Source organism: Pseudohongiella sp. O18 (assembly GCF_021729085.1).
Classification (GTDB): Bacteria; Pseudomonadota; Gammaproteobacteria; order Pseudomonadales; family Pseudohongiellaceae; genus Pseudohongiella.
The window spans coordinates 1,170,758-1,184,859 of record NZ_JAJSAR010000002.1 but is presented as its reverse complement, the minus strand read 5'-3'; the positions used below and the strand labels follow the sequence as shown (position 1 = coordinate 1,184,859).

Genomic DNA, 14,102 nt, shown 5'->3' with positions numbered 1-14,102 from the left:
CAATAAGCAAAACAAAAGGGGAGCCACGATGCCGACTATCGGCATGGGCTCCCCTGTTAGTTTCTGGATTGGCTTTTCTGGAGTGACATCGGGGTAGTTGATGGCAAAACTCGCTGGATGGTTGTCTCGTTACAGCTTCACGCTAGGGTTCCTGGCATTATTTTTTTTGTGGGTCTGGCTGCGTCCGGAGCCGGCTGCCCAGGTCTATCAGCTTACTGGCGCCACCATGGGTACCAGCTATCAGGTAATGGTGGCCGGATTTCCGGACGGCCTGTCGGATGCCGAGCTGGCTCAGGGTATCGAGCAGCGTCTGTACAGGCTGGACAGGGAGCTGATGTCCACCTATGCGCCGGATTCAGAATTGTCCCGCTTCAATCGCAGCGAGCCGGGCGACTGGTTTGATGTGTCCCCGGAACTGGCATTTGTGGTCAGCAGGGCGATCGACTTCAGCCAGATGACGGATGGCTATTTTGATGTCACCGTGGGACCCTTGGTTGATCGCTGGGGATTCGGGCCGGATCAGGATGGAGCGATGCAATGGTCACGGGTGCCGGATCAGTCAGAGATTGAATCCTTACAGGCGCAAACGGGATATCAGCATCTGCAGGCTTCATTGCAACCACCGCGTCTTTTGAAGACAGCGCCTGTCAGAGTAGACCTGAGTGGCATAGCCAAGGGATATGCCGCCGATGTCATCGCAGCATATTTTGCAGACGTGGGTCAGGTTGACTATTTTATTGAGATTGGCGGTGAGCTGCGGATTCAGGGACAAAAGCCCGATGGTTCGCCCTGGGTACCGGCCATTGAAAAACCCACTGATGGTGCACCCGAAGTCTGGGCCATCATCGACACGCAGGGCGAATCAATAGCCCTGGCCGGCTCGGGTGACTACCGCAACTATTTTGTGGAAGACGGTCTGCGCTATTCGCATGAGATTGATCCGTTTACCGGGCGGCCTATCACTCACAATCTGGCTGCGGCCTATGTGATTGCCGACGATGCGCTGACTGCAGATGCGCTGGCCACGGCGTTTATGGTCATGGGCCAGGTGCGGTCACTGGCATTAGCCGAACAGCTCGGACTGGCGGCCTACTTTATAGTAAAATCGGCAGACGAAGACGGATTTGAACAGGTTCATTCGTCGCAGTTTGCCCAATATCTGGAGGAAACACCATGAGTACAGTGCTGGCAAGTTTCGTAATTTTATTACTGGTGGTCGCCGGCATGGCCATTGGCGTTATTTTCGGTCGCGAGCCGATCAAGGGCTCCTGCGGCGGCCTCAACAAGGCAGGTGTTGATGAAACCTGTGAGCTGTGCGGTGGCAATCCCAACAAGTGTGAAGAGACCGCCCGATGAGCAAGGCTGCCAATCGATACGATATTATAGTGGTTGGCAGTGGTCCGGCGGGCGAGTCGGCCGCAATTAACGCTGCCAAGCATGGAAAGCGGGTGGCATTGATCGCCGATCGCGACAAGGTGGGCGGTAACTGCACACACCTTGGCACCATCCCGTCCAAGGCACTGAGGCATTATGTCAAACAGGTCATGCAGTTTCGCTCCAACCCGCTGCTGCGCGAGTTTGCGTCACTGCACAAACCCGGCTTTCAGGAGATCATGTGTCACGCCAATCGCGTGATCGAAGAACAGGTCTACCTGCGCGCCAATTACTACGAAAAAAATGATGTCGAGGTCATTCACGGGCATGCACGGTTTCTCGATCCGCACACCATCAAGCTGGGCACGAAGGGCCCGACTCTGACTGCCGACTACTTTGTCGTAGCAACCGGCTCACGCCCCTATCGTCCGGAAGAAGTGGACTTCGATCACCCGCGTCTGTTTGACAGCGACAAGATTCTGAGCCTTGACCACACACCCAAAAAAGTCACGGTAATCGGTGCCGGTGTGATCGGTTGTGAGTACGCTTCGATATTTGGTGGCCTGGGCTGCAAGGTCGAGCTGATCAATCCGGCGGAGTCCCTGCTGTCATTCCTGGATTGGGAAATTTCCGATGCCCTGAGCTACCATCTGAAAGATATCGGTGTTCGCAGCCGCCACAAAGAATCATTCGCCAAGATCGAATACCACGATGACTATGTGGTCACGCACCTGGAGTCAGGAAAAAAAATAAAAAGCGACATCATACTGTGGGCTAACGGCCGCACGGGCAACTCAGACGGACTCGGATTGATTGAGCTGGGCGTAAAAGCCAATAGCCGAGGCCAGATTGAAGTCAATGAGCGTTACCAGACTGCCATCGAGAATATCTATGCCGCTGGAGATATCATTGGCTGGCCATCTCTGGCGAGTGCCTCCTATGATCAGGGCCGTGCCGCCTGTAACGCGATAGTCGACCCTGAGGAGTTTGTTGCCATCAACCGTGTCGCTTCCGGTATCTACACGATCCCCGAGATCAGCACACTTGGCAAGACCGAGCAGGAGCTGACGGCAGAGCAGGTGCCCTACGAAGTCGGTAAAGCCTTTTTCCAGAACACCGCCCGCGGTCAGATCACGGGTGAGCAGGTGGGCATGCTCAAGCTGATCTTCCACTTTGATACGCTGGAGATTCTGGGCATTCACTGTTTTGGCGACCAAGCCTCGGAGATTGTTCACATTGGTCAGGCCATCATGGAGCAGCAGGGCTCGGCCAATACCATGAAGTATTTTCTGAATACGACATTCAACTACCCCACCATGGCGGAAGCGTATCGAATCGCTGCCCTGGACGGCCTGAACCGGGTATTTTGACCAGCTGACAGATAGCAAGGAGAGTGTTTGTGCCAACCCAGACAGTATGTGTGCTTGGTGGCGGCAGTTTCGGCACCGTGCTGGCAAATATCGTTGCCGGCAATGGATTCCGGGTGAACTTCTGGATGCGCAATGAGGCCCTGGTCGAGCAGGTTAATATCCAGCGCGAAAACCCCCAGTATCTGCCCGGCTACCGACTGCATGATCAGGTCACCGCGACCCATGATATTGAAGCTGCTGTGGCCGGCAGTCGTCTGGTGTTTGTAGCTGTACCCAGTGCCTACTTCCGCACGGTGGTCCGCAAAATGAAACACGCGGTCACCGATGACACCATGCTGGTCAGCACCACCAAAGGCATTGAAGCAGGTACATTCCTGCTGATGAGTCAGGTGATGAGAGAGGAGCTGCCAGACGCCCGTATAGGCGTGCTCAGCGGCCCCAACCTGGCGGGAGAGATTGCCAAGAAAAGCCTTACCGGAACCGTAATCGCCAGCGCGAGTGAGGCCGTGCGTGAACGTGTGCGCGAAGTGCTGCGGTCAGAATACTTCCGCGTTTACACCAACGATGACATGTTTGGTGTTGAACTGGGCGGCTCCCTGAAAAACATCTATGCCATCATCGCGGGTCTGGCAGCGGCCATGGGTATGGGGCAGAACACCAACAGCATGCTGATCACCCGCAGTCTTACCGAGATGGCGCGGTTTGGCCGTGAGCTGGGTGCCGACCCCATGACATTTCTTGGTCTGGCGGGTGTGGGCGATCTTATCGTGACCTGTTCTTCTTCGCTGAGCCGCAATTTTCGTGTAGGCTTTGCGCTTGGGCAGGGAAAATCGCTGAAAGAAGCGGTGGCAGAACTGGGTCAAGTTGCCGAGGGTGTCAACACGCTGAAACAGGTCAAGGAAAAGGCCGACCAGTTGGGTATCTACATGCCACTGGCCACGGGGCTTTATCGCATCGTGTACGAGGGCATGGCCGTAGAGCAGGTCATTGCAGCACTGATGCACGGCGAAGGTGCCCTGGATGTCGAATATGAAGCCAACCAGAGCAAGAAGCTGACAGGAGCGCGAGCATGTCCGACGACGTCGTAGATAACCTGAAAGAATCATCCACCTGGGTGCGCATACTGCTGATGGCGGGATTCGCAGTCGCCCTTTACGTGACCGGTGTTGTGCTGCTGGTGATCACACTGGCACAGATACTCTTCTCGCTGATAACCGGTGACAGCAATGCCAACCTCCGCCGGGTAGGTGCCAGTCTCTCCGAATACGTGGTACAGATTCTTGCCTTTCTGACCTATAACTCTGAACTGCGGCCGTTTCCCTTTGCCGCGTTTCCCCAAATCAATGATCAAGAGGTCAATGATTCCGAGTCAGACGATGCGGACATGCCAGCTACCGAGTTCACCGGCAGTGAGCAGCCAGTCGCCAGTCCGGCCAGTTCGTCAACACCTTCAGAAAAAACCAGTACTGCAGAAAATTCCACTACTGCGGCAGCAGACAAGAAGAAAGACGATGCAGCTCCAGTGGACGCAGCCCCTGTGAATGGTGACGAATCTGCGTTGACCAAAACGGTAAAAGCGGCCAAGGTAGCCGATGCCGCTAAACCAGCGTCTGCACCTGATTCAGCTGCGCCAGCCAAGGCCAGCAAAGCTGCCAGATCAACAAAAACCAGTAAGGCGGTCAAGGCTGAAAAAACAGCCGCTGCCAGTGGGCAGGCCAAAACCAGCAGCAGATCCAAGGCCACCCAAAAACCGCGCAGCAAAAAGACTGCGGCAGAATCCACCAGCACTGCGGCAGCAGCCCAGTCAAGCTCTGAAACAGGCGCCACGCCGGATACGCCAAACAGTGATAGCTGACGTGCGTGTAGTCCGGCATAGATGTTTATGGCTTGTTGCCTCGCTGCTGATTCTGTGCAGCGGTTCGCTGACTGCCGATGTCGCCGGTTCCTCCGACTATGCAGGTTTTCAGCGCTTTCCAGGTTCGGAAATCGTTGATTACCGAACCGAGAACAGCACAATCTATCCGCTGGCGCTCGGCCGCATGCAGCGAGTGACCGGTTCGGTGTCTGCCAGCGAATCAGAGCGGCTGCAGGGGCATTTGCGCCGGATAACCTATGCCATTCCGGACGGGTTTGGCGCCGAGGAAGTCTACAACCACTTTCGCAGTCAATTGCTGAGCGCTGGTCAGCGCGAGCTGTTTGCATGCCAGGGGCGGGGCTGCGGCAGCAGCAACTACTGGGCCAACGATCACTTCAATAATCGCATACTTTATGGGCCGGAGGCCGGTCAGTACTACATGGCCAGCACCTTTCAAAGCCAGAGCAATGGTGAGGAGGTGCTGGGTTACGCTGCGCTGTACGTGGTGAGGCGCGGTAACCGCCGCCTGTATGCACACCTGGATTTTCTGGAACTGGCGGGAGCTCAGGCCGAACAGCAGCGCGCCGATGTGCTGACCACCGCACAGGCCATGCAGCTGCGCCTGGAAGACAGTGGCGTCATTGTGATTCCGGGCATCAGCTTTGATGACAACGATGTGCTGACCGAAGACCAGGGATTGACCCTGCTGGCCGATGTGCTTCAGCGCGACGCACTGCTGGAACTCCACCTGGTGGGACACATGCAGGAGGAGGGAGACGGGCAGGGACAGCTACAGTTACTGCAGCAGCGCTCATTACAGCGCGCCGAAGCAGTGCGACAGCGACTTGTTGAACTGGGTGTCGACGAGGATCGCCTTGAGGCGCACGGCGTGGGGCCACTGGCACCCTACTGCCGACCGGGGCCCTGTCAGCAGCGTATCGAAGCCGTAGTGCGTTAAATCCGGTCGTACTAGCGGTGCACCAGTGACAGGAATTCATTGCGGGTGCTTTGACTGGTACGGAAGCCACCCAGCATGCACGATGTGGTCATCACCGAATTCTGCTTCTCAACCCCGCGCATCATCATGCACATGTGCTGAGCTTCAATGATGACGGCAGCACCGGCGGCACCGGTTTTCTGGATGATCACCTCAGCAATTTCCTTGGTCAGATTTTCCTGAATCTGCAGTCGTCTGGCGTACATGTCGACGATGCGGGCGATCTTTGACAGACCAATGACTTTGCCCTTGGGCAGATAGGCCACGTGACATTTGCCGATAAACGGCAGCATATGATGCTCACACATGGAATATAATTCGATGTTTTTGACAATCACCATCTCTTCGGATGAAGACGGAAACATGGCATTGTTGATGACTTCGTCAATGTTCTGCTGATAACCCCGCGTCAGGAATTGCATGGCTTTGGCCGCACGCAGCGGAGTATCCCGTAGTCCGTCGCGATTAAGGTCTTCACCGACGGACTGGATGATGTCACGGAAGGCCTGCTCCATGTTTTCCAGGGGGGCTTTGCTCATAACGGGGTACTCTCGTTTGGGTAAGCTAAAAAGGGACGCTCAAAAAAGGACCGCTACGGTACGATATTGGTAGGCGGGCGTAAAGCGAAATTCCAGACAATTATAGGCTTAAAACGAAAGATAAAGGAGTGTTGAGTGACTTTGGGTGATTGTGTGGCTTATGCGGCCGAGCAGTTTGATGGTGCCGGGCTGTTTTATGGGCACGGGACAGATAACGCCTGGGATGAGGCCGTCTACCTGATATTCTCGGTGCTGGGGCTGCCCTTTGATCGAGAAGACATTGACCCTGAACAGGAGCTCAGCGCAGCGCAGCAGCAACAGATCGAGCTGCTTGTGGCACGCCGGATCGAACAGCGTATACCGGTGGCCTACCTGGTTGGCGAGGCCTGGTTCGCCGGTCTGCCGTTTAATGTTGATGAAAGAGTGTTGGTGCCGCGCTCGCCGATTGCCGAGTTAATTCACAACGGGTTTCAGCCCATGCTGGATGCATCGCCGCGTCGCGCGCTTGATCTGTGCACCGGTAGCGGCTGTATCGGTATCGCCACTGCACTGACCTTTCCGGACTGTCAGGTCGACCTGGCTGATATCAGTCAGGATGCACTGGCCGTGGCTGACAGCAATATCAGGCGCCACGGTGTTGAAGATCGCGTGCGTGTCATTCAGTCCGATCTTTTTCAGGGTATGACAGGTAAAGGAGTCCGCTACGATCTGATTGTCAGCAATCCACCCTATGTATCCGCGGAGGAAGTGGCCGAGCTGCCAGCCGAATATCATCAGGAGCCCGCGCTGGGTTTGTTGTCCGATGACGACGGTCTGGCCATTCCCCTGCAGATTCTGAGGCAGGCACCTGACTTTCTCTCTGAGCAGGGCGTGCTGATTCTTGAGTTGGGTTATAGTTGGTCTGTACTGGCCGAACGTTACCCGCAACTGCCCGTGACCTGGCTTGAGTTCGACAATGGCGGGGAAGGGGTACTGGCAATAGATCGAGCCAGCCTGATTCGTGCCATGGATGTGATTCGTGTATAATGCTCGCCTTTTTACTAGGTAATGGAAACCTGAGCAATGGCCGGCAACACCCTGGGAAGTCTGTTTACTGTGACCAGTTTTGGCGAAAGCCATGGCCTGGCCCTGGGTTGCATCGTTGATGGCTGTCCGCCGGGCCTGGAGCTGTCCGCCGAGGATCTGCAGCGCGATCTGGATCGCCGCAAACCGGGTCAATCGCGTTTTACAACGCAGCGCAGAGAGGCCGATGAGGTTAAAATTCTGTCGGGCGTGTTCGAGGGCAGGACCACTGGTACACCTATTGGTCTGCTGATTGAAAATACCGATCAGCGCTCAAAAGATTACAGTAAAATCAAAGATATATTCCGGCCTGCTCATGCTGATTATACCTATCAGCAGAAGTACGGCATGCGCGATTATCGTGGCGGTGGTCGCTCCTCGGCACGGGAAACTGCGATGCGCGTGGCGGCTGGAGCAATTGCCAAAAAGTATTTGCAGCAGCATTGCGGTGTGCAGGTACGTGCCTATCTCAGCCAGCTCGGTCCCATCAAGGCAGAGACCCTGGACTGGGATCAGGTCGAACAGAATGCATTCTTCTGTCCGGATGCCAGCAAGGTGGCGGAGATGGAAGCTTACATGTCGGCGCTGAACAAGGAAGGTAACTCCATTGGTGCCCGCATCTCTGTGGTTGCCAGCGGTGTGCCGGTAGGTCTGGGTGAGCCGGTTTTCGACCGACTTGACGCGGACATCGCTCATGCGCTGATGAGCATCAATGCCGTCAAGGGCATAGAGATCGGTGCCGGCTTTGAATCGGTCACCCAGAAGGGCACCGAACACCGTGATGAGATGACACCCGGTGGGTTCCTCTCCAACAACGCTGGCGGCGTGCTGGGCGGTATCTCCAGCGGGCAGGACATAGTTGCGCATATCGCGCTGAAACCAACGTCCAGCCTGCGATTACCGGGCCGCTCCATTGACGTGGATGGCAATGAAGTCGAGGTGGTGACAACCGGCAGGCATGATCCCTGTGTGGGAATCCGTGCAGTGCCCATCGCCGAGGCCATGCTGGCCATCGTGTTGATGGATCACCTGATGCGGCATCGTGCACAAAACGCCGATGTGCGTTGCACGACTCCAAAAATTTAGTAAATTCATATAATTGTAGGCAGATCTTAACAAGGCTTCCTGATCCGGGAAGCATGCAAGGCGGGAATGATTCATGGCTGGAAAAACTCTGTACGACAAGCTCTGGGATTCGCACCTGGTCAAACAGCGCGATGATGGCACGGCGCTGATCTATATCGATCGGCAACTGATACACGAAGTGACCTCGCCGCAGGCCTTCGAGGGGCTGCGCCTGGCTGGCCGTAAACCCTGGCGTGCCGATGCCAATCTGGCAACGCCGGATCACAATATCCCGACCACCAAGGCGGAGCGCAGCCGGGGTCTGGAAGGCATCATCGATCCGGTATCACGCATCCAGGTAAAAACCCTGGACGCCAACTGCCTGGAGTTTGGTATTACCGAGCTGGACATGAACGATATCCGTCAGGGCATTGTGCACGTCGTGGGCCCGGAGCAGGGTGCAACCCTGCCCGGCATGACCATTGTCTGTGGTGATTCGCACACCTCAACGCACGGTGCGCTGGGTGCACTGGCACACGGTATCGGGACCTCGGAAGTCGAGCACGTCATGGCAACCCAGTGTCTGATACAGCGCAAAATGAAGAACATGCTGATCCGTGTCGACGGTCAGCTCAACCCGGGCGTGACTGCCAAAGACATCGTGCTGGCCATCATTGGCGAAATTGGTACGGCTGGTGGCACGGGCTACACCATTGAATTTGGTGGCGAAGCGATTCAGTCACTGAGCATGGAAGGCCGCATGACAGTCTGCAACATGGCTATCGAAGCGGGTGCGCGTGCCGGTCTGATCGCGGTTGATGAGACCACCGTCAACTACATCAAGGGGCGTCCGTTTGCCCCGCAGGGTGAGATGTTTGATCGTGCCGCCGACTACTGGCGCACGCTGGTCAGTGATGCTGATGCGCACTTTGACCGTGTGGTGGTGCTGGACGCTGCTGACATCATCCCTCAGGTCACCTGGGGAACCTCACCTGAGATGGTTGCCCCGGTTACTGGCGAGGTGCCAGACCCGGATCTGGAAACTGACAGCTCACGTGCCAGCAATATTCGCCAGGCGCTGAAGTACATGGGTCTGAAACCGCGCACACCGATTCGTGATATCAAGCTGGAGTACGTCTTCATTGGCTCCTGCACCAACTCACGCATCGAAGATCTGCGCGCTGCGGCGGCTGTGGTCAAAGGCCGCAAGGTCGCCAGCAATATCGAGCTGGCAATGGTTGTACCGGGCTCTGGTCTGGTCAAGCAGCAGGCGGAAGCGGAAGGCCTGGACAAGATTTTCATCGAAGCAGGCCTTGAATGGCGTGAGCCGGGCTGTTCCATGTGTCTGGCCATGAATGCCGACCAGCTGCCTGCTGGCAAACATTGCGCGTCTACCTCCAACCGTAACTTCGAAGGTCGCCAGGGTTTCGGTGGGCGGACCCACCTGGTCAGCCCGGCGATGGCGGCTGCGGCGGCCATCCACGGCCATTTTGTCGACGTGCGTGATATTCTGCTGGAGCACTGATCATGAGAGCATTTACTGTACACACTGGATTGGCCATGCCACTGGATCGGGCCAACGTAGATACTGACTTCATCATCCCGAAGCAGTTTCTGAAGTCCATCAAGCGCAGCGGTTTTGGTATCAACCTGTTTGATGAACATCGCTACCTGGACAAAGGCGAGCCTGATGCGGACAACAGCAAGCGTCCAATCAACCACGACTTCGTGCTGAACCAGCCTCGTTATAAAGATGCCAGTGTGCTGCTGGCACGCGACAATTTTGGCTGCGGATCAAGCCGCGAGCACGCCCCCTGGGCGCTGGATGATTATGGATTTCGCGTACTCATCGCACCTAGCTTCGCGGACATATTTTTTAATAATTGCTTTAAGAATGGCATATTACCCATTGTTTTAGATAAACAAACTGTCGATCAGCTGTTCAAGGAGGTTGAGGCCAATGAGGGCTATCAACTGACGGTTGATCTGCCTGCGCAAACCATTACCAAGCCCGATGGCAGCACCATCAGTTTTGACGTTGATGCGTTTCGCAAGCACTGCCTGCTGAACGGTCTGGACGATATCGGGCTGACGCTGGAAGATGCCGACGCCATCAGCGCGTTTGAATCCCAGTGGCGTGAGAAATCGCCCTGGTACTTTGGTACACCAGCGAAGTCCTGAGCGTACAAGTGATAGCCGAAGTGCCAGCCGCTGACAGCTGGCACTCAGGCAAACGCAGACCTGACAGCAATGATCCTCACCACTGAAGGGAGATGATATGAAAAAGTTCAATGTGGCCGTGGTCGGAGCCACCGGCGCCGTCGGCGAAACTCTGATCAGCATTCTGGAAGAGCGTAATTTTCCGGTAAACGAACTGTTCCCATTGGCCAGCGAGCGCTCTGCGGGCAGCACGGTCATGTTCCATGGCAAGCCTGTGACAGTTCAGAATCTGGCCGAGTTTGATTTCAGCAAGGCGGATATTGGCCTGTTCTCAGCTGGCGGCAGCATCTCCGAAGTCTACGCCCCCAAGGCGGGCGCAGCAGGCTGTATCGTGATCGACAATACCTCGCAGTTCCGCTACGACGACGACATTCCTTTGGTGGTCCCGGAAGTCAATCCGGAGGCGATCGCGAACTACACCAACCGCAATATCATTGCCAATCCGAACTGCTCCACCATTCAGATGCTGGTGGCATTAAAGCCGATTCACGATAAAGTGGGCATTACCCGTATCAACGTGTCGACCTATCAGGCAGTTTCCGGCACTGGCAAAGAGGCCATCGAAGAGCTGGCGGCCCAGACAGCTGCACTGCTGAATGGCAAAGAAGCAGAATGCAATGTGTATCCAAAGCAGATCGCCTTTAATGCGCTGCCGCACATTGATGTGTTCCTGGAAAACGGTTACACCAAAGAAGAAATGAAGATGTCGTGGGAAACCAAAAAGATCCTCGACAAAAGCGTTGAAGTGAACGCAACCTGCGTCCGCGTTCCAGTGTTCTTCAGCCATTCCGAAGCGGTGCATCTGGAGACTCGCGAGCCCATCACTGTCGAGGAAGTGCGTGAACTGATCAGCAAGGCACCTGGCGCCAAACTGATGGATGAGCGCAAAGACGGTGGCTACCCGACAGCGGTAGGCGACTCCGCTGGCAAGGACGAAGTTCTGGTCGGTCGTATCCGCAAAGATATCTCACATCCTAACGGTATCGATCTGTGGGTGGTGGGTGACAATGTCCGCAAAGGCGCGGCATTGAACTCCATCCAGATTGCTGAAGTGTTGATAAAAGACTATTTATCATAAATACTTGAGCCTGTTTCTCAGCACGCTGTCGAAAAGGATGCAATGATGGTAAAACGGCTGCTCCCACTAATTACCGCGCTGGCACTGCTGGCAGGCGGGCGGGCGGCAGCCGTTGAGCTGGGTGATCTGACACTGACCAGTAACAGTGACGAACCGCTGGTCGCCACCATCAGTCTGCTGGATATCGAAGGTCTGGATGCAGAGGCCATCCGGGTTATGGTGGCGGAATCCGAGGATTTCGAACGTCTGTCCCTGGAGCGCGACCCGGTCCTGGACAATCTGCAGTTTGACGTCAATCTTAACGCTGCTGGCGGACCAATCGTCACGCTGAGCGCTCCCGTTACGATTGATGAACCCTTCATCAGCCTCCTGTTGGACACCCGCTGGCCCAGCGGCCGTGTGCTGACCGAATATACCCTGCGACTGGAAGCCCCGGCGTTCACCGCCCAGACCGGCAATATATCCGAGTTTTCGCCAGTCCGTTCCGTGGTGCTGGATGTGCCGGAAGAGGAATCACAAGCTCCCGTCGAAGACTCCGCGGAGCAGGCCGAAACCGCTCCGGCTCAAACCCTTGCTGAGACATCCGGCACCGTCGAGACGGCTGCTCCCACTGATGCTGTCGCACAGCCAGACGAACAGACTTCTGCCAATAACGTAAGCTCAGAGCCAGCGACACCAACATCAAATGCGGCCAGCACACCCGATCCGGAACTTCTGGCCAACGCCAGCACCCTGACAGTCAATGCGGGCGATACCTTATGGGAGCTTGCACTGCGAGCGCGTCCCGACAGTTCGGTCAGCGTGCAGCAGACCATGCTGGCACTGCAGCGACTGAATCCTGAAGCCTTCATAGGCGGCAATATCAATCAGGTGCAACGTGGCGCCGTGTTGCGCGTGCCCGAACTGGACGAGATACGTCGTCTTGCCAATGCCGAGGCGGTGCAGGAAGTTCAGCGCCAGAATCAGGCGTTTGCCAATCGGGGAACCGCGCCTCAGCCGACGCAGCCGGCTACGTCAACGGCCAGCGGCAGCACCAATCAGGGTGAACTGCGCGTGGTCGCCGTCGATGAAGATGAAGAATCCGATGATCAACCTGACACCAGTGCCGCCGGAAACCAGGATGCTGAGCGGGAACGTCGTCTGAATGAGCTGGAAGATCGACTCGCCGTTCGTCAGGAAGAGCTTGACGAACTGGACTCAGAGAATCGCGAGCTGAACGCGCGCCTGGACATGCTGCAGCAACAGATTGCCTCCGCCCAGGAAATCATTCGCCTGCGCGACCTGGAACTGGCGCAATTACAGGAGTCACTGGCCGACCAGGACTCTGCACGAGCCGATGAGGCGGATCAGCCGGATACGGTTGTCACCATGGCGCCAGAGGGCGGACCGGTTCAGCAGTTCCTTAATATGATGATCAGCAACACCTGGTTGCTGTTGAGCCTGCTGGCGGCACTGGTGCTGTCGATTGTGGCCTTCCTGGTATGGCGCAACCGGGCCGCAAGGGCAGCTGAGCAGGAATCACAGCGCAGCAATGACGAGATGAAGCTGGGCGATGAGGATTCCGATGAAATGCTGTTTGCCGGTGTCGCCGCCGCGGCAGCCGAGGCGGATGCCAGCCGGCAGGCCGACTCAGTTGTTGACGCTGATGGCGAAGCGGCAGCCGAACAGGAAGACAGCGATGATGATGACGATGGTGTTGTCTACACGCCCAGTACCGCCGCGGCAACCATGGCGCAGGCCTATGAAGAGGTCGAGTCGGAACAGCAGGAAACTGACCAGGCTGACAGCGACCCGTGGCAGACCCCAGAAGAAGACACCGACGAGGCTATGGTCTTCGATGACGAATCGGCACCAGAAGACGCCATCGCCCAGTCACAGAGTTCAGAAACCCAGGTTTTCAGTGGCGACGACCTGAGTGATGCGGACAGCGCCTGGGATGATACTGATGCGTCTGCCTATGACCTCGATGATGAATTCGACCTCAACCAGCCTGATGAGTCGACAGTTGAGGCCGAGCCGGCGTCGCCGTCGGAGTCCGACTTCGAGTCAGAACTTGATGCCGAGCTGGAGTGGCCGGGGCAGGAGCGGGAGCAGGAGCAGTCGTTTGAGTCCGAGCCGGAGCCTTTCGCTGAGCCAGAACCGGAACCCGAAACTGTCATGGAGCCAGAGCCAGAGCCAGAGCCCGAACCAGAGCCTGAGCCAGAGCCAGAGCCAGAAACAACTGCCATTGCAGATGACTACGACCTCAGTGAGCCGGACGTCAAAGCTGATGCCAGCTCCACCAGTACCGATGAGTTTGATGATCTGGCCTTCATACCCAGTGAAGAAATGACCGAAGACGATGCGGCGGAAGACGAAGACGACTTCCCGCTGCTGTCGGACAGCGATGAAGCTGCAACCAAGCTTGATCTGGCGCGTGCCTATATCGACATGGGCGATGAAGCGGGTGCCAGAGAAATTCTGGGTGAAGTGCTGGAAGAGGGAACTGAGACCCAGCGCCAGGAAGCCCAGTCATTGCTTGACCGTCTGGAATAATCTGCAG

At 56.4% G+C, this 14,102-nt stretch carries 13 protein-coding genes; 12 read left to right on the top strand and 1 reads right to left on the bottom strand.

Going from position 1 to position 14,102, the window contains the following annotated elements:
- The first annotated feature begins 100 nt into the window (after nt 1-100).
- From LVD14_RS12650 to LVD14_RS12625, 6 genes are read left to right on the top strand one after another with little or no spacing between them, the layout of a single operon-like run.
- Entirely contained in the window at nt 101-1,177 is a 1,077-nt protein-coding gene (locus tag LVD14_RS12650) for an FAD:protein FMN transferase (RefSeq protein WP_237134426.1), read from the top strand.
- On the top strand, nt 1,174-1,356 hold the full coding sequence (nqrM, locus tag LVD14_RS12645) for a (Na+)-NQR maturation NqrM (protein ID WP_237134425.1): 183 nt from the start codon (nt 1,174-1,176) through the stop codon (nt 1,354-1,356). Before LVD14_RS12650 ends, nqrM begins: the two co-directional genes overlap by 4 nt.
- A complete protein-coding gene (gene sthA / locus LVD14_RS12640) occupies nt 1,353-2,744 on the top strand; it encodes a Si-specific NAD(P)(+) transhydrogenase (protein WP_237134424.1) in 1,392 nt (463 codons plus the stop codon). Before nqrM ends, sthA begins: the two co-directional genes overlap by 4 nt.
- A gap of 29 nt (nt 2,745-2,773) precedes the next feature.
- Nucleotides 2,774-3,832 carry an NAD(P)H-dependent glycerol-3-phosphate dehydrogenase gene (locus LVD14_RS12635; RefSeq protein WP_237134423.1) on the top strand — a complete coding sequence of 353 codons (1,059 nt, stop codon included), beginning with the start codon at nt 2,774-2,776 and terminating at the stop codon, nt 3,830-3,832.
- Complete coding sequence (locus LVD14_RS12630; RefSeq protein ID WP_237134422.1) at nt 3,814-4,599, top strand: DUF4389 domain-containing protein; 786 nt, start codon at nt 3,814-3,816, stop codon at nt 4,597-4,599. Before LVD14_RS12635 ends, LVD14_RS12630 begins: the two co-directional genes overlap by 19 nt.
- Entirely contained in the window at nt 4,589-5,557 is a 969-nt protein-coding gene (locus LVD14_RS12625; RefSeq protein WP_237134421.1) for a DUF4892 domain-containing protein, read from the top strand. The genes LVD14_RS12630 and LVD14_RS12625 overlap by 11 nt, the downstream gene beginning before the upstream one ends.
- Before the next feature lie 11 nt (nt 5,558-5,568).
- Here the strand turns inward: LVD14_RS12625 and folE are convergent, their stop codons facing one another.
- Complete coding sequence (gene folE / locus LVD14_RS12620; protein WP_237134420.1) at nt 5,569-6,135, bottom strand: GTP cyclohydrolase I FolE; 567 nt, start codon at nt 6,133-6,135, stop codon at nt 5,569-5,571.
- Between the two features lie 135 nt (nt 6,136-6,270).
- Here folE and prmB point away from each other — a divergent pair, with 135 nt between their 5' ends.
- The 6 genes from prmB to LVD14_RS12590 all read left to right on the top strand — a co-directional run bounded on the left by prmB (nt 6,271) and on the right by LVD14_RS12590 (nt 14,095).
- Complete coding sequence (gene prmB, locus LVD14_RS12615; RefSeq protein ID WP_237134419.1) at nt 6,271-7,161, top strand: 50S ribosomal protein L3 N(5)-glutamine methyltransferase; 891 nt, start codon at nt 6,271-6,273, stop codon at nt 7,159-7,161.
- A gap of 36 nt (nt 7,162-7,197) precedes the next feature.
- Nucleotides 7,198-8,283: a chorismate synthase gene (aroC, locus tag LVD14_RS12610; protein WP_237134418.1), complete on the top strand. Its 1,086-nt coding sequence runs from the start codon at nt 7,198-7,200 to the stop codon at nt 8,281-8,283.
- 73 nt (nt 8,284-8,356) lie between these two features.
- A complete protein-coding gene (leuC, locus tag LVD14_RS12605) occupies nt 8,357-9,787 on the top strand; it encodes a 3-isopropylmalate dehydratase large subunit (protein ID WP_237134417.1) in 1,431 nt (476 codons plus the stop codon).
- Nucleotides 9,788-9,789: 2 nt separating this feature from the next.
- The gene (gene leuD, locus LVD14_RS12600) at nt 9,790-10,443 is read left to right on the top strand and encodes a 3-isopropylmalate dehydratase small subunit (RefSeq protein WP_237134416.1); all 654 of its coding nucleotides are present in this window, start codon (nt 9,790-9,792) and stop codon (nt 10,441-10,443) included.
- Between the two features lie 97 nt (nt 10,444-10,540).
- Nucleotides 10,541-11,560, top strand: a complete 1,020-nt coding sequence (locus LVD14_RS12595) for an aspartate-semialdehyde dehydrogenase (protein WP_237134415.1) — start codon at nt 10,541-10,543, stop codon at nt 11,558-11,560.
- Between the two features lie 42 nt (nt 11,561-11,602).
- A complete protein-coding gene (locus LVD14_RS12590) occupies nt 11,603-14,095 on the top strand; it encodes a FimV/HubP family polar landmark protein (RefSeq protein ID WP_237134414.1) in 2,493 nt (830 codons plus the stop codon).
- Nucleotides 14,096-14,102 lie beyond the last annotated feature (7 nt).

Bases quoted from the DNA above. Each gene is read 5' to 3' on its own strand.
- leuC (WP_237134417.1), top strand. From the start codon at position 8,357: ATGGCTGGAAAAACTCTGTACGACAAGCTCTGGGATTCGCACCTGGTC.
- LVD14_RS12595 (WP_237134415.1), top strand. From the start codon at position 10,541: ATGAAAAAGTTCAATGTGGCCGTGGTCGGAGCCACCGGCGCCGTCGGC.
- sthA (WP_237134424.1), top strand. From the start codon at position 1,353: ATGAGCAAGGCTGCCAATCGATACGATATTATAGTGGTTGGCAGTGGT.
- aroC (WP_237134418.1), top strand. From the start codon at position 7,198: ATGGCCGGCAACACCCTGGGAAGTCTGTTTACTGTGACCAGTTTTGGC.
- LVD14_RS12650 (WP_237134426.1), top strand. From the start codon at position 101: ATGGCAAAACTCGCTGGATGGTTGTCTCGTTACAGCTTCACGCTAGGG.
- nqrM (WP_237134425.1), top strand. From the start codon at position 1,174: ATGAGTACAGTGCTGGCAAGTTTCGTAATTTTATTACTGGTGGTCGCC.
- LVD14_RS12590 (WP_237134414.1), top strand. From the start codon at position 11,603: ATGATGGTAAAACGGCTGCTCCCACTAATTACCGCGCTGGCACTGCTG.
- leuD (WP_237134416.1), top strand. From the start codon at position 9,790: ATGAGAGCATTTACTGTACACACTGGATTGGCCATGCCACTGGATCGG.
- LVD14_RS12630 (WP_237134422.1), top strand. From the start codon at position 3,814: ATGTCCGACGACGTCGTAGATAACCTGAAAGAATCATCCACCTGGGTG.
- folE (WP_237134420.1), bottom strand. From the start codon at position 6,135: ATGAGCAAAGCCCCCCTGGAAAACATGGAGCAGGCCTTCCGTGACATC.